Annotated in this window: 16 protein-coding genes and 1 tRNA gene; 11 read left to right on the top strand and 6 right to left on the bottom strand. The window is 68.9% G+C overall.

The annotated features are described in order from the left end of the window. Window positions 1-248: 248 nt before the first annotated feature. The 4 genes from ACIBJH_RS15845 (at window position 249) to ACIBJH_RS15830 (ending at window position 3,643) form a co-directional block, all read left to right on the top strand. Window positions 249-1,592 carry an OFA family MFS transporter gene (locus ACIBJH_RS15845; RefSeq protein WP_399117416.1) on the top strand — a complete coding sequence of 448 codons (1,344 nt, stop codon included), beginning with the start codon at window positions 249-251 and terminating at the stop codon, window positions 1,590-1,592. Continuing rightward, window positions 1,561-1,695 (top strand): hypothetical protein, encoded by a 135-nt coding sequence (locus ACIBJH_RS15840; protein WP_019073074.1) that lies wholly within the window; start codon window positions 1,561-1,563, stop codon window positions 1,693-1,695. Before ACIBJH_RS15845 ends, ACIBJH_RS15840 begins: the two co-directional genes overlap by 32 nt. Window positions 1,696-1,845: 150 nt before the next feature. Next, window positions 1,846-2,784 carry a beta-ketoacyl-ACP synthase III gene (locus tag ACIBJH_RS15835; protein ID WP_399117415.1) on the top strand — a complete coding sequence of 313 codons (939 nt, stop codon included), beginning with the start codon at window positions 1,846-1,848 and terminating at the stop codon, window positions 2,782-2,784. Window positions 2,785-2,965: 181 nt separating this feature from the next. Continuing rightward, the gene (locus tag ACIBJH_RS15830; RefSeq protein WP_399117414.1) at window positions 2,966-3,643 is read left to right on the top strand and encodes a GntR family transcriptional regulator; all 678 of its coding nucleotides are present in this window, start codon (window positions 2,966-2,968) and stop codon (window positions 3,641-3,643) included. Window positions 3,644-3,737: 94 nt separating this feature from the next. On the opposite strand, the gene ACIBJH_RS15825 is transcribed toward ACIBJH_RS15830, so the two are convergent. The 5 genes from ACIBJH_RS15825 to ACIBJH_RS15805 form a co-directional block, all read right to left on the bottom strand. Continuing rightward, the gene (locus tag ACIBJH_RS15825; RefSeq protein ID WP_399117413.1) at window positions 3,738-5,135 is read right to left on the bottom strand and encodes an OFA family MFS transporter; all 1,398 of its coding nucleotides are present in this window, start codon (window positions 5,133-5,135) and stop codon (window positions 3,738-3,740) included. Between the two features lies 1 nt (window position 5,136). Next, complete coding sequence (locus ACIBJH_RS15820) at window positions 5,137-6,525, bottom strand: OFA family MFS transporter (RefSeq protein WP_399117412.1); 1,389 nt, start codon at window positions 6,523-6,525, stop codon at window positions 5,137-5,139. 120 nt (window positions 6,526-6,645) lie between these two features. After that, window positions 6,646-8,790 carry an acetate--CoA ligase family protein gene (locus ACIBJH_RS15815; RefSeq protein ID WP_399117411.1) on the bottom strand — a complete coding sequence of 715 codons (2,145 nt, stop codon included), beginning with the start codon at window positions 8,788-8,790 and terminating at the stop codon, window positions 6,646-6,648. Between the two features lie 4 nt (window positions 8,791-8,794). Beyond that, complete coding sequence (gene frc, locus ACIBJH_RS15810; RefSeq protein WP_399117409.1) at window positions 8,795-10,027, bottom strand: formyl-CoA transferase; 1,233 nt, start codon at window positions 10,025-10,027, stop codon at window positions 8,795-8,797. 11 nt (window positions 10,028-10,038) lie between these two features. Further along, entirely contained in the window at window positions 10,039-11,721 is a 1,683-nt protein-coding gene (locus ACIBJH_RS15805; protein WP_399117407.1) for a thiamine pyrophosphate-binding protein, read from the bottom strand. A 154-nt stretch (window positions 11,722-11,875) separates the two neighbouring features. On the opposite strand from ACIBJH_RS15805, the gene sucC reads away from it, so the two are divergent. The 3 genes from sucC (at window position 11,876) to ACIBJH_RS15790 (ending at window position 15,500) form a co-directional block, all read left to right on the top strand. Next, a complete protein-coding gene (gene sucC, locus ACIBJH_RS15800; RefSeq protein WP_399117405.1) occupies window positions 11,876-13,006 on the top strand; it encodes an ADP-forming succinate--CoA ligase subunit beta in 1,131 nt (376 codons plus the stop codon). 11 nt (window positions 13,007-13,017) lie between these two features. Further along, the gene (gene sucD, locus ACIBJH_RS15795) at window positions 13,018-13,899 is read left to right on the top strand and encodes a succinate--CoA ligase subunit alpha (RefSeq protein ID WP_399117404.1); all 882 of its coding nucleotides are present in this window, start codon (window positions 13,018-13,020) and stop codon (window positions 13,897-13,899) included. 65 nt (window positions 13,900-13,964) lie between these two features. Further along, on the top strand, window positions 13,965-15,500 hold the full coding sequence (locus tag ACIBJH_RS15790; protein ID WP_399117403.1) for an aldehyde dehydrogenase family protein: 1,536 nt from the start codon (window positions 13,965-13,967) through the stop codon (window positions 15,498-15,500). A 41-nt stretch (window positions 15,501-15,541) separates the two neighbouring features. On the opposite strand, the gene ACIBJH_RS15785 is transcribed toward ACIBJH_RS15790, so the two are convergent. Further along, on the bottom strand, window positions 15,542-16,240 hold the full coding sequence (locus ACIBJH_RS15785; RefSeq protein WP_399117402.1) for an LLM class flavin-dependent oxidoreductase: 699 nt from the start codon (window positions 16,238-16,240) through the stop codon (window positions 15,542-15,544). Between the two features lie 62 nt (window positions 16,241-16,302). On the opposite strand from ACIBJH_RS15785, the gene ACIBJH_RS15780 reads away from it, so the two are divergent. From ACIBJH_RS15780 to ACIBJH_RS15765, 4 genes are all read left to right on the top strand, one after another. Continuing rightward, window positions 16,303-16,656, top strand: a complete 354-nt coding sequence (locus ACIBJH_RS15780) for a MarR family winged helix-turn-helix transcriptional regulator (RefSeq protein WP_399117401.1) — start codon at window positions 16,303-16,305, stop codon at window positions 16,654-16,656. A gap of 157 nt (window positions 16,657-16,813) precedes the next feature. Further along, window positions 16,814-16,901 (top strand) — tRNA-Leu (locus ACIBJH_RS15775). Window positions 16,902-17,075: 174 nt separating this feature from the next. Continuing rightward, complete coding sequence (locus ACIBJH_RS15770; RefSeq protein WP_019073061.1) at window positions 17,076-18,095, top strand: DNA-directed RNA polymerase subunit alpha; 1,020 nt, start codon at window positions 17,076-17,078, stop codon at window positions 18,093-18,095. Between the two features lie 269 nt (window positions 18,096-18,364). Then, a complete protein-coding gene (locus tag ACIBJH_RS15765) occupies window positions 18,365-20,656 on the top strand; it encodes a penicillin acylase family protein (protein WP_399117400.1) in 2,292 nt (763 codons plus the stop codon). Window positions 20,657-20,817: the final 161 nt, after the last annotated feature.

Below are 20,817 nucleotides of genomic sequence, written 5' to 3'. Positions count from 1 at the left end.
GGAGTACCGCGGAGGTGGCTGTCGTGGCTGTCGTGGCTGTCTTCCGGCCAGTGTGGACGGCAGCCAAACAGTGTCGACGAAATATTGTCTACAGTATGGAGTCGAGGATCGGCAAGGGTTCGGACAGCGGCTGTTGCGTCAACTGCCGTTCCGGCGGCGACCGTTCGGCGCATTCTGCATACCGCTCATCGCACACGGTCGACGCGCCGCCTTCTCAACTCCCCTGTCACTCCCTACCGTCCGGGATCATGAGTCCCCCAGTAGCACCCCCGGCGTGGAGCCGCTGGCTGGTTCCCCCCGCCGCCCTCTCGGTGCACCTCTCCATCGGCCAGGCCTACGCCTGGAGCGTCTTCAAGCCGCCGCTCGAATCCTCACTCGACCTCAGCGGCACGCAGAGCGCGCTGCCCTTCCAGCTCGCCATCGTCATGCTCGGCCTCTCGGCCGCGTTCGGCGGCACCCTCGTCGAACGCAACGGGCCGCGCTGGGCGATGGCCGTCGCCCTGATCTGCTTCTCCTCCGGCTTCCTGATCTCCGCGCTCGGCGCGGAGACGAAGCAGTTCTGGCTGATCGTCCTCGGCTACGGCTTCGTCGGCGGCATCGGCCTCGGCATCGGCTACATCTCCCCGGTCTCAACCCTGATCAAGTGGTTCCCGGACCGGCCCGGCATGGCCACCGGCATCGCCATCATGGGCTTCGGCGGCGGCGCGCTCATCGCCTCCCCGTGGTCCGCCCAGATGCTGAAGTCGTTCGGCTCCGACAACACCGGCATCGCGCAGACGTTCCTCGTACTCGGGCTTTCGTATGCGGTCTTCATGACACTCGGGGTACTGCTCGTACGGGTGCCGCGCACCGAGGGCTCCCAGGACCCGGCGAAGGCAGCGGGCGCCCCCGCCCTCACCGGCGTGCAGGTCTCCGCCAACAGCGCTGTCCGCACCCCGCAGTTCTGGTGCCTGTGGGTCGTCCTGTGCATGAACGTGACCGCGGGCATCGGCATCCTGGAGAAGGCCGCCCCGATGATCACGGACTTCTTCGCGGACACCTCCACACCGGTCTCGGTGTCGGCCGCCGCGGGCTTCGTCGCACTGCTCTCCGCCGCCAACATGGCGGGCCGCATCGGCTGGTCCTCGACCTCCGACCTGATCGGACGCAAGAACATCTACCGCGTCTACCTGGGCGTCGGCGCCATCATGTACGCGCTCATCGCCCTGTTCGGCGACTCCTCGAAGCCGCTGTTCATCCTGTGCGCGCTGGTCATCCTCTCGTTCTACGGCGGAGGCTTCGCGACCGTACCCGCGTACCTGAAGGACCTCTTCGGGAGCTACCAGGTCGGCGCGATCCATGGCCGGCTCCTCACCGCCTGGTCCCTCGCCGGTGTCCTCGGACCGCTGATCGTGAACTGGATCGCCGACCACCAGAAGGACGCCGGCAAACACGGCGCCTCCCTCTACGACACCTCCTTCATCATCATGATCGGGCTGCTCGTCATCGGGTTCGTCGCCAACGAACTCGTCCGTCCCGTCGACGCCCGCCACCACATCCCCGCCCAGAGGGAGGCCGCAGATGTCGAACGACAGCAGTCAGAGCCCGCCTGACCGACGACCGCTGATCGCCTTCGCCTGGCTCTGGGTCGGCGCACCCCTCGTCTACGGCCTCTACGAACTGATCCTCAAGGCGAAGCAGCTGTTCACCGGCTGAATGTTCGGTGCATACCGTCGACCACAGGACGGATGACAGAAGCCGACAACCCGGACGGCAGTTTCCTGTGGCATCACCTGCCGTCGTACCCGCGAGTCACTGGCAAGACTGGTGGATCCCGCTACCCAAGGCAACGAGGGGGACCACCCAATGAACGGCACGCGGATCGCCGCCGTCGGCCACTACCAGCCCGCCAAGGTACTCACCAACGAGGACCTGGCGGGCATGGTCGACACCAGCCACGAGTGGATCACCTCCCGGGTCGGCATCAAGACCCGCCACATCGCCGGACCCGACGAACCCGTCGACGAGCTGGCCGCGCACGCCGCCGCCAAGGCGCTGGCCGCGGCCGGCCTGACGCCCGGGGACATCGACCTGGTCCTGGTCGCCACCTCCACGGCCATCGACCGCTCCCCGAACATGGCCGCCCGCGTCGCCGCCCGCCTCGGCATCCCCTCGCCCGCCGCCATGGACGTCAACGTCGTGTGCGCCGGTTTCACCCACGCCCTGGCCACCGCCGACCACGCCGTCCGCGCGGGAGCGGCCGTACGGGCCCTGGTCATCGGCGCCGACAAGATGTCCGAGGTCACCGACTGGACCGACCGTACGACCTGTGTCCTCGTCGGGGACGGAGCGGGCGCCGCGGTCGTCGAGGCCGCCGACGAGCCCGGCATCGGACCGGTCCTGTGGGGATCCGTGCCCGAGATGGGCCACGCGGTACGGATCGAGGGCACGCCCCCGCGGTTCGCGCAGGAGGGCCAGAGCGTCTACCGCTGGGCCACCACCCAACTCCCGCCCATCGCCCGCAAGGCCTGCGAGAAGGCCGGCCTGACCCCCGCCGACCTCGCCGGCGTCGTCCTCCATCAGGCGAACCTGCGCATCATCGAGCCCCTTGCCGAGAAGATCGGCGCCGTCAACGCGGTCGTCGCCCGCGATGTCATCCAATCGGGCAACACTTCCGCCGCCAGCATCCCCCTCGCCTTCTCGAAGCTCGTCGAACAGGGTGCCGTCCGCGCCGGCGATCCGGTCCTGCTGTTCGGCTTCGGCGGGAACCTGTCGTACGCCGGTCAGGTCGTACGGTGCCCGTGACCTGCACACACGCTCAGGTGTGACCTTGGATGTGACGAGGTCGACTCCCGCACCCTCTGGCTACTGTGCGCCGTAGACTGTAGACGATAGACAATCGATACTTGGTCGTACGGCCGCGTACGGCCACTGTCTGCTGGCTACTGTCTGCAAAATGCCGATGTTGCCCAGGAGGGGGACCGCGATGTTGTCGCAAGGACTGCCGCAGGGGGCGGTGCCCAAGCTGGAACGCCCGGGCCCGCTGCGCGACCGTGTCTACGAGGCGCTGCTCGAACTCATCACCACGCGCGCCCTGCAGCCCGGCCAGCATCTCGTCGAGAGCGAACTCGCCGGGCACCTCGGGGTGTCCCGGCAGCCCGTGCGAGAGGCGCTGCAGCGGCTCAACACCGAGGGTTGGGTCGATCTGCGGCCCGCCCAGGGCGCGTTCGTGCACGAGCCGACGGAGGAGGAGGCCGACCAACTCCTCACCGTACGCACCCTGTTGGAGGCCGAGGCAGCCCGCCTCGCCGCCGCCAACGCGGGGAGCGCCGGCATCGCCGCCCTCAAGGAGCTGTGCGCGGAGGGCGAGCGGGCCGTCGACGCCGACGACGTGGACGCCGCCGTCGCCATGAACGCCCGCTTCCACGCCAAGATCATGGAACTGGCCGGCAACGCCGTCCTCGCCGAACTCGCCGCACAGGTCGACCGCCGGGTCCGCTGGTACTACACACCGGTGGCCCGGCAGCGCGGGCTGACGTCCTGGATCGAGCACCGTCACCTGATCGACGCGATCGCGGCCCGTGACGAGCTGCGCGCCAGTCTGCTGATGCGGGAACACACCGAGCACACCCGGCGGTCGTACCACGAGCGCGAGAAGTCCTGAGCCGCTTGAGCCGGGCGATGGCCCTCCCGTGTCGGGGAGGGCCATCGGGCGGTTCCGGGTACGCAGGTCGGCGCCGGTGCTGTGGGGCCAACTGTCAGGTCGCGGGCTGTGGTTGGGGAACGGGAGTCAACTCCCTGTCCCCGCGCCCCGGTTGGCGGAGCAGCAACGCGATCGCCGCCGCCACCATCGAGACGCCGCCGGCCAGTGCGTACGCCCCGTTGTAGCCCCAGGCCGCGACCACCATGGAGCCGAGGCCGCCGCCGAACAGGCCGCTGATGAGCTTTCCGCTGTACACCAGGCCGTAGTTGGTGGCGTTGAAGTTCTCGCCGAAGTAGTCCGGGGTCAGGGCCGCGAACATCGGATAGAACGCGCCGCCGCCGAAACCGGACAGGAACGCGAAGAACAGGAACAGCCACTCGCTGCGCAGATGACCGGCCCAGATCACACCGAACTGGGCGAGGCCCAGGACGACGATGACGAAGACCAGAGTGAGTTTGCGGCCCCACAGGTCGGACAGCCAGCCCACCACCGCGCGGCCGACGCCGTTGATGACGGCCATGACGCCCATCGACGAGGCCGCCACCAGCGGGCCGAAACCCACGTCCTTCGCGAAGTCGACCTGGAAGGAGATCCCGAAGATAGACACCCCGGCGGTCAGCACGATCGACAGCCACATCAACGGCAGCATGCCGGTGCGGATGGCTTCCTTGGGAGTGAACTGCCGTACGGCGGGCGGGTTCTTGGCGAGGCTCGTCGCGCTCTTGTCGTTGCCGCCGTAGGTCAGCGGGTCGATGTCGGCGGGCCACCAGTTCTTCGGCGGGTCCTTGAAGAAGAACGCGCACCCGAACACCACGATCAGGATGTAACACCCGATCAGATCCAGCACCCGGTGGTAATTCCCGGTGTCGAAGGCGTAGTTGAAGATGAAGATGAACGGCAGCGAACCGTACGCGAAGCCGCCGTTGACGAACCCGGTGCGGGCGCCCCGCCGTTCGGGGAACCACTTGCCGACCATGTTGATACAGGTCGCGTAGACCAGACCGGCGCCGACACCGCCGATCACACCGAAGCCGATGATCGCCAGCCACACGTTGTCCAGGTGCGACAGCGCGAGGAAACCGATCACGCACAGCACCGAGCCGGCGTACATCGCCTTGCGGGCCGTGAGGATGCCCTTCTCCCGCAGCCAGCCCGCGGGGAAGGCGATGCCGGCCTGGAAGAAGACCCAGACGCTCAGGATCCAGAAGGTGTTGCTCTGCGTCCAGCCGTGCGCGCTGGACAGGGTGTCCTCCGCCGAGCCGTACGCGTACTCGAAGACACTGATCGCCATCATGGCGACCCAGGGGAGGTAGATCATGATCTTGCGGGAGTGGCCGAGGATGTCACGGTCGGTCTCGCCGACACGGTAGACGCGGCCGTTGGCGTCGGTCACTTCACGGTAGGGACGGTTCGCGGCGCCGGATTCGTTCGTGGTGATGGGATCTGCGGTCATGTCACGCCATCTCCTCGCCGAGCGGGTGCGGGTTGGGCACGATGCGCCGGGCGCTGGGCCGGCCCGGAGCCTTGAGGAAGAGCGCCAGCACCGCGGAGGCCAGGCCCACCGAACCGGCCAGCACGAACGCGCCGTGGTAGTCCCACTCACCGACGACGACCGCGCCCAGACCGGAGCCGACGAGCCCCGAGATCAGCTTCGAGCTGTAGACCATCCCGTAGTTGCTGGCGTTGTTGTTCTCACCGAAGTAGTCGGCCGTCATGGCCGCGAACAGCGGGAAGATCGCCCCGCCGCCGAAACCCGAGACCATGGAGCAGAACAGGAAGAACGGCATGCTGCCCATCTGGCCCGAGACCAGCACACCGAACTGCGCGGTGCCGAGCACGAGACACACGATGATCAGCGTGTGGCGGCGGCCGAAACGGTCGGAGATCCAGCCGATGACCCCGCGCCCGGTGCCGTTGACGATCGCCTTCAGGGACATCGCCGTGGCCACGATCCCGCCCGCGAAGCCCATGTCCTTGCCGAACGGCACCTGGAAGGCGATGCCGAAGATGTTGATGCCGGCCGTGCACAGCAGACAGAACCACATCATCCAGAGCACGGGAGTACGGGCGGCCTCCTTCGGGGTGTACTGCTTGATCGCCGGCGGGTTCTTCTCCAACGCGCGCCGGATCCTGGGGTCTTGGGCCGCCTTCAGCGGATCGACGTGCGCGGGCCACCAGTTCTTCGGCGGATCACGGAAGAACCAGCCGGCCGACGCCACCACCAGACACAGCCCGACACCGACCAGGCTGAGCAGCACCTTGTAGTTGCCCAGGTCCAGCACCGAGGTGAACAGGAACACGAACGGCACGGACCCGTAGGCGAATCCGCCGTTGACGAAGCCCGTCTTGCCGCCCTTGCGCTCCGGATACCACTTGCCGACCATGTTCACGCAGGTCGCATACACAAGACCGGCGCCGATCCCGCTGCACATACCGAATCCCAGGTACGCGACGAGCACGTTCGGCGCGAACGCCAGCGCCAGATAGCCCAGCAGCGTGCCGAGCGCGCCGATCAACATGGCCGTACGGGCGGGCAGTCTGCCGCTCTCCCGCAGCTGCCCGGCCGGGAAGGCCACGGCCGCCTGGAAGAACACCCAGACGCCCATCAGCCAGAAGATGTGCCCACTGCTCCACAGGTGCGCGTCGTGGAGCGTGTCCTCCGCCGACGTGAACGCGTACTCGGCGGAACTGATGCCCATCATGCCCACCCAGGGCAGGACGACCATCCACTTGCGGGTACGGCCCATGATGTCGACATCGGATTCACCGATGCGGTACACGCGGCCGTGACGGTCCGTCACCTCCCGGTAGGAGACGGACATTGGGTAGTCCGTTGTTGCCATCGCTCAGTGCCCCTTGCGTCGAAAGTTCTGGCCAGCGCCCCCTGTCCAATGCCTTTCGTGTGCGCACGGGTCCCCGGGGCCGGCCGACCGCACTGTCGGCCGGCCCCGCGTCGGCTCACGTCATGAACCACCGCCCAACAGCCCTGCCGCACGCGCCCATTGGTACTTCGCGCCGAGCACGGCCACCGGCTTCTCCGTCGTGTACGGGTACGCCACCACCCCGCGCTCGTACAGGTACTGGCAGGCCTCCTCGACCTCCACGTCACCCGCGAGCGACGCCACCACCGGCTTCTCGATGCCGCGTTCCTTGAACTCGGCGACCACGCGGGCGGTCAGCTCCGCGAAGACCATCGGGGGAGTGACGATGGTGTGCCAGTAGCCGAGGACCAGCGCGTGGATGCGCGGATCCTCCAGGCCGAGCCGGATCGTCGCCTCGTACGTCGACGGCGGCTCGCCTCCGGTGATGTCCACCGGGTTGCCCGCGGCCCCGAAGGGTGGGATGAACTCCCGGAAGGACGCGTCGAGATCGGGCGGAATCTCCATCAGGGAAAGGCCGTTGTCCGTGACCGCGTCCGAGAGCAGCACACCACTGCCGCCGGCACCCGTGATGATAACTACGTTGTCACCCTTGGGAGTTGGCAGCACGGGCAGTCCGCGCGCGTACTCCAGCATGTCGTTGAGCCCGGGGGCCCGGATGACACCGGCCTGCTTCAGGACGTCCGTGTACACGGCGTCGTCGCCGGCCAGCGCGCCGGTGTGCGAGCCCGCGGCCTTCGCACCCGCCGCCGTACGACCTGCCTTGAGGACCACAACCGGCTTGCGGGGCACGGTCTTTCGGGCCGCCTCGACGAACGCCCGCCCGTCCTTGAGGTCCTCCAGGTGCATCGCGATGCACTCGGTGTGCGGGTCCTCGCCGAACCAGGTCAGCAGGTCGTCCTCGTCGAGGTCCGACTTGTTGCCGAGCCCGACGATCGCCGACACCCCCGTCTTCGTGGTCCGCGCGAACCCCAGGATGGCCATGCCGATGCCACCGGACTGCGAGGTCAGCGCCACCCCGCCCTTCACGTCGTACGGCGTGCAGAACGTGGCGCACAGGTCCTGCCAGGTCGAGTAGTAGCCGTAGATGTTCGGTCCGAGCAGCCGGATGCCGTGGCGTTCGGCGATCTCGACTATCTCCTCCTGGAGTCGGACCTCGCCGGTCTCCGCGAACCCGGAAGGGATGAGGACGGCGTTGGGGATGTTCTTGCGACCCACCTCCTCCAGTGCCGCTGCCACGAATTTGGCGGGAATGGCGAAGACGGCCACATCCACCTCACCGGGAACGTCCGTGACACTCTTGTACGCCTTGCGGCCGAGGATGTCATCGGCCCGGGGGTTCACCGGGTGGATCTCGCCGGCGAAACCGCCGTCGACGAGATTGCGCATCACCGAATTGCCGATCTTGCCCTGCTCGTTCGAGGCGCCGATCACGGCGACCGAGGTCGGCTCCATGAGACGGCGCATGGTCGTCAGGATCTCGTCGCGTGTATACCGTCGACGGGGCACCGGCAGCGACTCGGCGAGGATGACACGGATGTCCGCCGCGACCGCGCCCTCCGGAGTCGCGATCACCGGATTGAGGTCCACCTCGGCGATCTCCGGGAAGTCCGCGACCAGTTGGGACACCCGGCGGATCTGCTCGGCGATCGCCCACCGGTCGACCGCCGGTGCGCCGCGCACCCCGCGCAGGATCTCCGCCGCCCGGATCGAGTCCAGCATGGACAGCGCCTCGTCCGCGCTCACCGGCGCCAGCCGGAACGTCACGTCCTTCAGCACCTCGACCAGCACTCCGCCGAGCCCGAACGCGACCACTTTCCCGAACGTCGGATCGGTGACCGCCCCGACGATGACCTCCTGCCCCTGCGGCAGCAACTCCTGGACCTGGACGCCCTCGATGCGGGCGTCGGCGCTGTATGCACGCGCGTTGTCGACGATCCTGTGGAACGCGGCCCGTACGTCCGCCGCGCCCTCGACCCCGACGATCACACCGCCCGCGTCGGTCTTGTGCAGGATGTCGGGCGAGACGATCTTCATCACGACGGGCCCGCCGAACCGTGCCGCGTATGCCACGGCCTCCTCGACGTCCGTCGCCAACTCCTCGCCCGGTACGGCGATCCCGTACGCGTCGGCGATCACCTTGCCCTCGGGTGCGGTGAGCGCGTACCGCCCCTCGGCTCGCACGGAGTCGAGGAGTGCCCGCACCTTCAGGACCCGGTCCTCTGCCATCACGTCAGATCACCCCGTTCGACTTGAGCAGGCGCAACTCTTCGTCGCCGAGACCGAGTTCGCCGATGTAGACCTCTTCGTTGTGCTCGCCGAGCAGCGGTGAACTGGTCACGTCCACGGGGGAGTCGGAGAGTTTCAGCGGGCTGCCGACGGTGACGAACTCACCGCGCTCGGGGTGCGGCACCGTCACGACCATCTCGTTGGCCACCAGCGACTCGTCCTCGATGATCTCCCTGGTCGACAGGATCGGCCCGCACGGGATGTTGTGGGCGTTGAGCTGCTCCAGCACCTCCCACTTGGGCAGCGTGGCGGACCACTCCTCGATCAGCTGGAACATCTTGGCCAGCTGCGGCAACCGGGCCTCCGGCGTCGCCCACTCGGGGTCCTCGGCCAGCTCGGGCCGGCCGATGAGCTCGGTGAGCGGCCGCCAGCCGACGGGCTGCACGATGACGTACACGTAGTCGTTGGGGCCACCCGGCGCGCACTTCACCGCCCAGCCGGGCTGGCCACCGCCGGACGCGTTGCCCGAGCGGGGCACCTCCTCGCCGAAGTCCTCGTTCGGGTACTCGGCGAGCGGGCCGTGGGCGAGACGCTGCTGGTCGCGCAGCTTCACCCGGCACAGGTTCAGCACGGCGTGCTGCATGGCGACATTGACGCGCTGGCCTCGGCCGGTGCTCTCCCGCTGGAAGAGTGCCGCCAGTATCCCGGCTACTGTATGCACTCCCGTGCCGGAGTCACCGATCTGAGCGCCCGTCGCCAGCGGCGGTCCGTCCTCGAAGCCGGTGGTCGACATCGACCCGCCCATGGCCTGCGCGACAACCTCGTACGCCTTGAAGTTGGTGTACGGACCGTCCCCGAACCCCTTGATGGACGCATACACAATGCGCGGATTGATCTCCTGTATGCGATCCCAGGTGAACCCCATACGGTCGACCGCGCCCGGCCCGAAGTTCTCGACCATGACGTCGGACCGCCGGATCAGCTCGGTGAGGATCTCCTTGCCGCGCTCGGTCTTGGTGTTGAGGGTGATGCTCCGCTTGTTGCAGTTGAGCATCGTGAAGTAGAGGGAGTCGACGTCCGGCAGGTCGCGCAGCTGCTTGCGCGTGATGTCGCCGGTCGGTGCCTCCAGCTTGACGACGTCGGCGCCGAGCCAGGCAAGGAGTTGGGTGGCGGAGGGGCCGGACTGGACGTGCGTCATGTCGAGGACGCGGATGCCCTCAAGTGCCCTGGCGGTCATGGCCGTTCACCTCACTTGTACATCGTCTGGTTCATGGTTCCGGGGGCGTACGCGTCCGGGTCGACCCAGACGTTGATCAGCGACGGCTTGCCCGACTCGCGGGCGCGTTGCAGCGCGGGTGCGATGTCGGCGGGGTCGCGGACCTCCTCGCCGTAACCGCCCAGCATCTGGGCGAACTTGTCGTAGTGGACGTCGCCGAGGGTGTTGCCGACGCGTTCGCGCTCCAGGCCGTACTTGGCGGCCTGGCCGTAACGGATCTGGTTCATCGAGGAGTTGTTGCCGACGATGCCGACGAAGGGGAGGTCGTAGCGGACGAGGGTCTCGAAGTCCCAGCCGGTGAGGGAGAACGCGCCGTCCCCGAACAGCGCGACGACCTCCTTGTCCGGCCGTGCCTGCTTCGCCGCGAGGACGAAGGGGACGCCGACGCCGAGCGTGCCCAGCGGGCCAGGATCCATCCAGTGGCCGGGCGACTTGGGCTGCACGACCTGCCCGGAGAAGGTGACGATGTCGCCGCCGTCGCCGATGTAGATGGAGTCCTCGGTGAGGAAGTCGTTGATCTCGCTGACCAGGCGGTACGGGTGGATCGGTGAGGCGTCGGACTTCAGGCTGGGCAACCGCTTCTCGATCGCGGCCTGTTCGACGGCGCGCACCTCGTCGAGCCACTCCTTCCGCCTGGACGCACCGCCGTTGAGGCGACCGGAGGCGGCCTCGGTGGCCGACTTCAGGACGAGCCCCGCGTCGCCGACGATGCCGAGGTCGATGTCGCGGTTCTTGCCGACGGTGCGGTAGTCGAGGTCGATCTGCACGACGGTCGCGTCGAGGGAGAGGCGCTTGCCGTAGCCCATGCGGAAGTCGAAGGGCGTGCCGACGATGACGATGACGTCGGCGTGGGAGAAGGCGTACCGGCGCGAGAGCTGGAAGTGGTGCGGGTCGCCGGGCGGGAGGGTGCCGCGTCCCGCGCCGTTCATGTAGGCGGGGATGTCGAGGGTGCGGACGAGGTCGATGGCCGCCTCGGTGCCGCGAGTTGTCCACACCTGACTGCCCAACAGGATCGCCGGCTTCTCGGCGTGGACCAGCAGGTCGGCGAGCTTCTCGATCGCCTCGGGGTTGCCCGCCGAGCGGGTCGAGGCGCGGTAGGCGCCGGGCTGCGGTACCCGTGCCTTGCTCACCGGCACCTTCGCGTCGAGGACGTCGCGAGGGATCTCCAGGAAGGAGGGGCCGGGCGCGCCGTGGTAGCACTCGCGGAACGCCATCGACACCATGTCGGCGGCGCGCGCCGTGTCCGGCACGGTGGCCGCGAACTTGGTGATCGGCGTCATCATGTCGACGTGCGGCAGGTCCTGGAGGGACCCCATCTTGTGCTGGGTGAGGGCTCCTTGGCCGCCGATGAGCAGCATCGGGGACTCCGCGCGGAAGGCGTTGGCGACACCGGTCACGGCGTCGGTCGTACCGGGGCCCGCGGTGACGACCGCGCACCCGGGCCTGCCGGTGATGCGTGCGTAGCCGTCCGCCGCGTGGGCTGCCACCTGCTCGTGGCGTACGTCGACGACTTCTATGCCCTCGTCGACACAGCCGTCGTAGATGTCGATGATGTGGCCGCCGCACAGCGTGTAGATGCGGTCGACCCCCTCGGCCTTCAGGGCTTTGGCGACGAGATGACCACCGGAAATCACGTCCTGGGTGTCGTCGGGCATGGCGAAGTCCTGTCCCTTCGTAGGGGGTTGGGAAGCTCTCGCGGTACATTGCATACAGTCGACGAATACTGTATGAAGCTTGTTATCCCGCATCCGGTGGGTGGTGTCCAGGGGGCGTGCGGCACTTTTAAGTGGGAGCCGAGAGGGAGCCGAGATGGACCTGTACGAGCACCAGGCAAGGGAACTCTTCGAGGAACACGGCATCTTGGTGCCCCGGGCCGAGGTCGCCACCTCGTCCAAGGAGGCACGCGGGATCGCCCGCGGGCTGGGCGGCCGGGTGGTGGTGAAAGCCCAGGTGAAGACCGGTGGACGGGGTAAAGCGGGCGGGGTGAAGTTCGCCGCCGACCCGGCCGCCGCCGAGCTGACCGCACGGCAGATCCTCGGCATGGACATCAAGGGGCACACGGTCGGCACGGTGATGCTGGCCCAACCCGTCGACATCGAGAGCGAGTTCTACGTCTCCTACGTCCTCGACCGCGCGGCGGGCCGCTTCCTCTCGATCGCCTCTGCGGAGGGCGGTATGGAGATCGAGGAGGTCGCCGCCCGTCGACCGGATGCGGTCGCCCGTATGCACATCGACCCGGCCGAGGGCGTCACCTCGGCGAAAGCGGCCGAGATCGCCGAGGCCGCCGGGCTGCCGCCGCAGACCGTCGACGTCCTTGTACGACTCTGGGAGGTGCTGGTCCGCGAGGACGCCGTCCTCGTCGAGGTCAACCCCCTCGTGCGCACCCGACAGGGACAGATCCTCGCCCTCGACGGCAAGGTCACCCTCGACGACAACGCCCGCTTCCGGCAGGCCCGTTGGGGAGCAGACGGTGCGGCGCACGACGATCCGCTGGAGGCGGAGGCAGCCGCGAAGGGACTCAACTACGTCAAGCTCGACGGCGAGGTCGGCATCATCGGCAACGGCGCCGGCCTGGTCATGTCGACGCTCGACGTCGTCGCCGGCTGCGGTGCCCGCCCCGCCAACTTCCTCGACATCGGCGGCGGGGCGTCCGCCCAGATCATGGCCGACGGGCTGTCCGTCATCCTCTCCGACCCGGCCGTGAAGTCGGTCTTCGTCAACGTCTTCGGCGGGATCACCGCATGCGACGCGGTGGCCGACGGCATCGTGCGGGCCCTGGACACCGTCCGGTTGACCAAGCCGCTGGTCGTCCGGCTCGACGGAAACAACGCGGCCAGGGGTCGGGCGATTCTCGACGGGCACGCGCATCCACTGGTCCAGCAGGCCACCACCATGGACGGCGCCGCCCGCCGCGCCGCCGACCTCGCCAACGCACGCTGAGGAGCAGGGACATGGCGATCTACCTCACCAAGGAGAGCAAGGTCCTCGTCCAGGGCATGACCGGTGGCGAGGGTATGAAGCACACCCGCCGGATGCTCGCCGCCGGCACGAACATCGTCGGCGGCGTCAACCCGCGCAAGGCGGGCCGCACCGTCGACTTCGACGACCGTGCCGTTCCCGTCTTCGGGGCGGTCGCCGACGGTATGCGGTCGACGGGAGCCGATGTCACCGTCGTGTTCGTGCCACCCGCCTTCGCCAAGGCCGCCGTTGTCGAGGCCGCCGACGCGGGCATCGGCCTCGCCGTCGTCATCACGGAGGGCATCCCCGTCCACGACTCGGTCGCCTTCACGGCCCACGCCAGGTCGAAGGGCACCCGGATCATCGGCCCCAACTGCCCCGGCCTGATCACTCCCGGCCAGGCGAACGCGGGCATCATCCCCGCCGACATCACCAAGCCGGGCCGCATCGGCCTGGTCTCCAAGTCCGGCACACTCACCTACCAACTCATGTACGAACTCCGGGACATCGGCTTCTCCACCTGCGTCGGCATCGGCGGCGACCCCGTCGTCGGCACGAGCCACATCGACTGCCTCGCCGCGTTCCAGGACGACCCCGACACCGAACTCGTCGTGCTCATCGGGGAGATCGGCGGCGACGCGGAGGAGCGGGCGGCCGCGTACATCCGCGGCCACGTCACCAAGCCGGTCGTCGGCTACATCGCCGGTTTCACCGCGCCCGAGGGCAGGACGATGGGCCACGCCGGCGCCATCGTGTCCGGCTCCTCCGGCACGGCGGCGGCGAAGAAGGAGGCGCTGGAGGCCGTAGGAGTCAGGGTCGGGCGTACGCCGACGGAGACCGCCCGGCTGGTGCTGGACCAACTGGAGCGCAACTAGCTCCATCTGTAGGACCGTTCCTGCCTCACCCCGCCCCGACTGTGCACCGAGAGCGGAGCAGAAGCATGGCATCAACCCTCAAGACCGGTACGTCCTGGAGCGACGCCTGGCGGCGTTGTCTCGCCGTAGCGCCCGAGGCGTTCCAGGACGACCGTGTCCTCAACCTCTGGAACGCCGCCTGGCAGCGGGACGGCCGGGTCCTGCCCGTCACCACCCCCGTCGACGGCAGCCCCATCGCAGGACCGCCCCGCCTGGACCGGTCCACCGCCCACCAGGCCGTACGCGCCTCCCTCGACCAGCACCGGGCCTGGCGGCACGTCCCGCTCGATGAACGGCGCGCCCGCGTCGCCGCCACGCTCGACGCCCTCACCGAGCACCGCGAACTCCTCGCGCTGCTGCTGGTCTGGGAGATCGGCAAGCCCTGGCGGCTCGCGCAGGCCGACGTGGACCGGTCCATCGACGGTGTGCGCTGGTACGTCGACGGCATCGAACCGATGCTCGCCGGCCGCACCCCGCTGGACGGTCCGGTGTCGAACATCGCTAGCTGGAACTACCCGATGAGCGTGCTCGTCCACGCCATGCTGGTCCAGGCGCTGGCGGGCAACGCGGTCATCGCCAAGACCCCGACCGACGGCGGCGTCGCCTGCCTCACCCTGGCCTGCGCGCTCGCCGCACGCGAGGGCATCCCCGTCACCCTCGTCAGCGGCAGCGGCGGCGAACTGTCGGAGGCGCTGGTCCGGGCGCCCGAGATCGGCTGTGTCTCCTTCGTCGGCGGGCGCGACACCGGGGCGGCGGTGGCCACGGCCGTCGCCGACCTCGGCAAACGGCACGTCTTGGAGCAGGAAGGACTCAACACCTGGGGCATCTGGAACCACACGGACTGGGACACCCTCACCGCCGTCGTCCCCAAACTCTTCGACTATGGCAAGCAGCGCTGCACCGCGTATCCGCGCTTCGTCGTCCAGCGCGAGCTGTTCGACGAGTTCCTCACCGCTTACCTCCCCGCGGTCCGAACTCTGCGCGTCGGCCACCCACTTGCCGTCCAGCACGCCGAAGACCCCTACCCCGAACTGGACTTCGGCCCGGTGATCACCGCGGCCAAGGCCAAGGAACTCCACGACCAGGTGGCCGAGGCGATCGACCGCGGCGCCGTACCGCTGCACCGCGGCAAGCTCTCCGAGGTCAACTTCCTGCCGGGGCAGGACACTTCGGCGTACGTCCGCCCCGTCACCCTCCTCAACCCGCCACCGTCGTCCCCGCTGCACCACGCGGAGCCGTTCGGACCGGTCGACACCATCGTCCTGGTCGACACGGAGGCGGAGCTGCTGGCCGCGATGAACGCGTCCAACGGTGCGCTGGTCGCCACCCTCTCCACCGACGACCGGGCGACCTACGACCGACTGGCCCCGCAGATAAGGGCGTTCAAGGTCGGGCACGGCCGGCCGCGTTCACGTGGTGACCGCGACGAGCTGTTCGGCGGGTTCGGCGCCTCCTGGCGCGGCGCCTTCGTCGGCGGCGAACTCCTCGTCCGGGCGGTGACGCACGGACCGTTGGGGGAGCGGCTGCCGGGCAACTTCCCGGAGTACCAGCTCATGCCATGACCGGCGGACATCGGTTCATGCCGTGACCGACCCTCGCCGGTTCACGCGGTGATCTCCGGCCGGGCGGCACTCGCGTCCGTCGAGTGCCGCCCGGTGATGATCTCGTCGGCTCGTCGTACGACACCAGGACCCGCACCGAACGCGTGATCCCGGCCGGGTCGCGGCCCAGCTCGGCGCAGTGCACGTCGAGGACGCGGGCGCGCTCGGCGCTCGGCGACGTGCTCGGCGGTGTTGTGCGACGGCCCTGGAACGTTCCATACGTCGGCATGCTCGGCCACCAGCCGCACCAGCCGCACCAGCCGCACCAGCCGCACCAGCCGGGTGCCCCAGCCGCCGATGAGCAGCGGGGGACCGGGCCGTTGCACGGGCTTGGGTTCCCAGTGCGTACCCCGGAGCCGATAGTGGCGGCCCTCGAAGCCGAGGACGTCCCGGGTCCACATCCCCTTCAGGATCGCGACGGTCTCCGCGAGCCGCTCGACGCCCTCACCCGGCGGGACGAGCGAGAGGCCGTAGGACGCGTACTCCGCGATCGCCGGATTGGCACCCGGGATCCCGCCGGCGTCGGCCGGCTGATGCGTCCCGCCGACTCCCGGACCGAGCGCGAGGCGTCCGCCCGAGATCACGTCCACGGTGGACGCCATCCTGCCGAGCAGGGCCGGTGGCCGGAGGCGGTTGCTGGTGACGAGGAGCCGAGCCGCGGCCGCTCCGTCCGGGCGGCGAGTGCGCCGAGCGGCGTCCACCCTGAGAGCACGCCCAGGCGAAACTGGCCAGGGCGTCGGCCGAGGCGCTCGCCCCGCACGGTGTGGACGGTCATGAGCCGGCCGTACTGGTGGTGCTCGCGGCGGGGGAGCCGTTGTCGCAGGTCGAGGCCGCCGGACGGCTCGGGGTCGACCGCACCACGATGGTGTCGCTGATCGACGGGCTGGAGGACCACGGTCTGGTGGTGCGGCTGCGCCGTCCGCAGGACCGCCGCAAGAACATCGTCGAACTGACGTCCGAGGGGCAGGAGTGTCTGGGCCAGGCGGAGAAGGCCCGTCGAGCGGCGGAACGGCGATTTCTGGCTCCGCCGGACGAGGCGGGGGCGGCCTCGCTCGTACGGGCGCCGCAGACCCTGGTGCTGGACGGGCGAGTGCCCGAATCCGGCGCGTGTCCGTAGCGGTTCGTTCACCCGTCGTGGTGGAGTCCCCGCAGGTGGCAGGCCTCCCGGGGCTGGTCCCGCGGGGGCGGATATGCAGGTGAGAGGCACTGCGAAAGCTTGGTATTGTTGTCCATGTCGCCGCGGGGAACACCCCCGGTCGGGCGGCAGACACCTCGTCCGGGTGGCGGAATGGCAGACGCGCTAGCTTGAGGTGCTAGTGCCCTTTATCGGGCGTGGGGGTTCAAGTCCCCCCTCGGACACCAGCGGAGACCCCACTTCACGTGGGGTTTTCTGCTTGCCAGGGCCGTTGTGCGGTTGGCCCGCAGATGACATCTCACCTACCGGGCAGCCCCGGCGAGGTTTGAAGCGATGTCGACGTATCCTTCTTGAGGTCTACGGCGTCAAATAGTGGGCGCCGAAAATGGAGGCAACACCCCGTGCTCATTGCTCAGCGTCCGTCCCTGACCGAAGAGGTCGTCGACGAGTTCCGTTCCCGGTTCGTGATCGAGCCGCTGGAGCCGGGCTTCGGCTACACCCTCGGCAACTCCCTCCGCCGTACGCTCCTCTCCTCGATCCCGGGTGCGGCGGTCACGTCCATCCGTATCGACGGTGTCCTGCACGAGTTCACCACCGTGCCGGGCGTCAAGGAGGACGTCACCGACCTGATCCTCAACATCAAGCAGCTCGTCGTCAGCAGTGAGCAGGACGAGCCCGTGGTGATGTACCTGCGCAAGCAGGGCCCGGGTCTGGTCACCGCCGCCGACATCGCGCCCCCGGCCGGTGTCGAGGTCCACAACCCCGACCTCGTTCTCGCCACGCTCAACGGCAAGGGCAAGCTGGAGATGGAGCTGACCGTCGAGCGCGGTCGCGGCTATGTCTCCGCCGTCCAGAACAAGCAGGTGGGCCAGGAGATCGGCCGGATCCCGGTCGACTCCATCTACAGCCCCGTGCTGAAGGTCACGTACAAGGTCGAGGCGACGCGTGTTGAGCAGCGCACCGACTTCGACAAGCTGATCGTCGATGTCGAGACCAAGCAGGCGATGCGTCCCCGTGACGCCATGGCGTCGGCCGGCAAGACCCTGGTGGAGCTGTTCGGTCTCGCGCGCGAGCTGAACATCGACGCCGAGGGCATCGACATGGGCCCGTCCCCGACGGACGCCGCCCTGGCCGCCGACCTCGCCCTGCCGATCGAGGAGCTGGAGCTCACCGTCCGCTCCTACAACTGCCTCAAGCGCGAGGGCGTCCACTCCGTGGGCGAGCTGCTGGCGCGTTCCGAGGCCGACCTGATGGACATCCGCAACTTCGGTGCGAAGTCCATCGACGAGGTCAAGGCGAAGCTGGCCGGTCTGGGTCTGGGCCTGAAGGACAGCCCGCCCGGATTCGACCCGACCGCCGCGGTCGACACCTTTGCCACCAACGACGCGGACACGCGGTTCGTGGAGACCGAGCAGTACTAGGCAGTACTGGAACGGTGTAAGCGGTAAGTCCCGGCGCCCCGGTCAGGCAGCAGCCCGACCGGGGCGCCGTGCTGTGCCCGGCCTCAAGGTGTACATCCCGAGGCTGACAGGCCGTCCGGAAATCCGCCAAGGGTGGGATGCCGCCCCGCCGTTCGCACAGCAGGGTGACGGGCATGCGTGAAACCGGAGAACTGACGAAGCGTCACAGACCTTTGTTATCAGGCAGGTTGGCGGCCCTGGGGGCCGCGCTATGTCTCACCTCGGCCACCATGGCCCTGCTGCCCGCCCCCGCGTCCGCCGCCACGACGGTCGCCGACGGCGGGCACACGGTCCGGATCAGCCGGACCGAGTACGGCGTACCGCACATCCTGGCCCAGGACTTCGACGGGCTCGGCTACGGCTACGGGTACGCCTTCGCGCAGGACAACGTGTGCGAACTCGCCGACCAGATAGTGACGTTGAGGGGTGAACGGTCCCGGTTCTTCGGGCCCGACGGAGACTCCGGTACGGGCTCCAACCTCGCGAGCGACACCTACTACGGCGGACAGCTGCGCGCCGGGACCGTGCGCCAACTGCTCGACAAGAAGGCGCCGTTGGGGCCGACGACGGAACTGCGGCGGATGGTCGAGGGATACGCCGCCGGGTACAACCGCTATCTCCGGGACACCGGAGTGGACCGACTGCCTGACGCACGCTGCAAGGGCAAGCCCTGGGTGCGGCCGATCACCGCGCTCGACCTGTGGAATGTCGTCTACGACGTCAACAGGGTGACCGAGACAGTGCCGTTGGCCCCGGACATCGGCGACGCACGGCCCCCGACCGCCTCCGCCCCCTCGACGGCCACAACAACCGCCTCCCGCAACGGCCTCGTCGGTCTCGGCCTCGCCACCGCCGACGTCGGCAGCAACGGCTGGGCACTCGGCCGGGACGCCACCCGCACCGGCAACGCGATGGTGCTCGCCAACCCGCACCTGCCCTGGGCCGAGGGCAACTTCCGCTTCTATCAAGTGCAGTTGACGATCCCCGGCACCCTGGACGTGTCCGGCGCCGGCCTCTACGGCACCCCGCTGGTGGAGATCGGCCACAACCGCACCCTCGCCTGGACGCACACCGCGAGCGACGCCGAGCACGGCTCCTTCTACGCCCTCAAGCTGGTGCCCGGCGACCCGACCAGCTATCTGCTCGACGGCAGGGTCGTGCCGATGGAACGCCGCACGGTTCCGGTCACCGTACGGGGCGCCGGCGGTGGACTGTCGACCGTCGAACGGACGCTGTACACCTCGCGCTTCGGCCCCGTCCTGTCGTCCGGCTGGACCACGACCACCGCCTACGCGATCCGCGACGCCAACGCCGACAACCTGCGCTCCATGAACACCTGGCTGGCCATGGGGAAGGCGCGCACTCTCGGTCAACTCCGCGCCGCCCAGGACACCTTCCAGGGCGTTCCCTGGACCTACACCCTCGCGGCCGACACCAGTGGCGGCACGTACTTCACCGACTCCTCGGCCGTCCCGCACCTCACCGACGAGCAACTGAAGCGCTGCACCGTCGCGGTGGACCAAGGGCCCACGGCCCTGGACGGTTCGACGTCTGCCTGTGCCTGGGGCAGTGACCCCGACGCGCTCGTGCCCGGCGTCTACGGTCCCTCCCACCAGCCGAAGTTGGTCCGCAGCGACTATGTCGCCAACTCCAACAACGGTCCCCGGTACGTCAATCCGGAGGCGCCGATCACCGGCCTCCCGGGCGTGTACGACACCGATCCCCACCTCGACGGGCGGGCCCAGCTGGGGCTGAGCATGATCGCCCAACGCCGGGACGGAACGGACGGGTTGGGCGCTCCGGGCTTCACCGAGGACACCCTCGGTGCGTCCATGTTCGGCAACCGTGTCCTGTCGGCCGAGAGGGGCCGCGACGACATCGTCGCCATGTGCCGTGCCCACCCGAGCCTGACGGCCACGGACGGCACACAGGTCGACGTGACGCAGGCGTGCGCGACCCTCGCCCGCTGGGACACCCGCGCCGACACCACCAGCCGGGGCATCGTGCTCTGGAGCGCGTTCTACAACCGCCTCCTCGACGGCGGCCCGCCCGACACCTGGCGCCGCGTCCCCTACGACCCCGCCCAACCCCTCACCACACCAAGGGGATTCAACGGCGACGACCCGCGCGTCCAGCACGCCCTGGCCGACGCCGTCCAGGAGTTCGCCGCCCGTGACCTCCCGGTCGACGTCGAACTCGGCGCCGTACAGAAGTGGGACGGCATTCCGCTGCCCGGCTGTGACGTGGGCTGTTTCGACGTCGTGGAGGCAGGGCCCGACTCGGGCACCGGCACCCCGACCGCCGGCGCCTTCGGCAGCAGTTTCCTCATGACCGTCGAACTGACCCCGGACGGGCCTCGCGCCCACACCCTCCTGACCTACGGGCAGTCCGCGAACCCGACCTCACCCCACTTCTCGGACCAGACCGGCCTGTTCTCGCGCAAGCAGTGGGTCACCGAGCGATTCACGCAGGCGGAGATCGCCGGTGCCCCGGGTCTGGAGGTGACGACTCTGCGCAGGTGACGCGGTCTGCGCGGCATGGGCCGGTCGCAACCCGGCTGCCCGGACGCGGGGTTGACTGGTCTATACCCTTGACTGGTACAGACCAATGCGGTTCAGTGGGTGGCGTCATCCCCCACCACGGCCGCCCCCCACGTCGTGACCGGTCCGACCGGCCCGTGCGC

The sequence above is a fragment of the Streptomyces sp. NPDC050548 genome, from assembly GCF_044457385.1.
Classification (GTDB): domain Bacteria; phylum Actinomycetota; class Actinomycetes; order Streptomycetales; family Streptomycetaceae; genus Streptomyces.
The sequence above is the reverse complement of the archived record's forward strand: the minus strand, read 5'-3'. Positions and strand labels throughout refer to the sequence as shown.

What these genes read in the sequence shown, in the direction of transcription:
- ACIBJH_RS15845 (WP_399117416.1), top strand. Translation starts at nt 249, where the DNA reads ATGAGTCCCCCAGTAGCACCCCCGGCGTGGAGCCGCTGGCTGGTTCCC.
- ACIBJH_RS15840 (WP_019073074.1), top strand. Translation starts at nt 1,561, where the DNA reads ATGTCGAACGACAGCAGTCAGAGCCCGCCTGACCGACGACCGCTGATC.
- ACIBJH_RS15835 (WP_399117415.1), top strand. Translation starts at nt 1,846, where the DNA reads ATGAACGGCACGCGGATCGCCGCCGTCGGCCACTACCAGCCCGCCAAG.
- ACIBJH_RS15830 (WP_399117414.1), top strand. Translation starts at nt 2,966, where the DNA reads ATGTTGTCGCAAGGACTGCCGCAGGGGGCGGTGCCCAAGCTGGAACGC.
- ACIBJH_RS15825 (WP_399117413.1), bottom strand. Translation starts at nt 5,135, where the DNA reads ATGACCGCAGATCCCATCACCACGAACGAATCCGGCGCCGCGAACCGT.
- ACIBJH_RS15820 (WP_399117412.1), bottom strand. Translation starts at nt 6,525, where the DNA reads ATGGCAACAACGGACTACCCAATGTCCGTCTCCTACCGGGAGGTGACG.
- ACIBJH_RS15815 (WP_399117411.1), bottom strand. Translation starts at nt 8,790, where the DNA reads ATGGCAGAGGACCGGGTCCTGAAGGTGCGGGCACTCCTCGACTCCGTG.
- frc (WP_399117409.1), bottom strand. Translation starts at nt 10,027, where the DNA reads ATGACCGCCAGGGCACTTGAGGGCATCCGCGTCCTCGACATGACGCAC.
- ACIBJH_RS15805 (WP_399117407.1), bottom strand. Translation starts at nt 11,721, where the DNA reads ATGCCCGACGACACCCAGGACGTGATTTCCGGTGGTCATCTCGTCGCC.
- sucC (WP_399117405.1), top strand. Translation starts at nt 11,876, where the DNA reads ATGGACCTGTACGAGCACCAGGCAAGGGAACTCTTCGAGGAACACGGC.
- sucD (WP_399117404.1), top strand. Translation starts at nt 13,018, where the DNA reads ATGGCGATCTACCTCACCAAGGAGAGCAAGGTCCTCGTCCAGGGCATG.
- ACIBJH_RS15790 (WP_399117403.1), top strand. Translation starts at nt 13,965, where the DNA reads ATGGCATCAACCCTCAAGACCGGTACGTCCTGGAGCGACGCCTGGCGG.
- ACIBJH_RS15765 (WP_399117400.1), top strand. Translation starts at nt 18,365, where the DNA reads ATGGCCCTGCTGCCCGCCCCCGCGTCCGCCGCCACGACGGTCGCCGAC.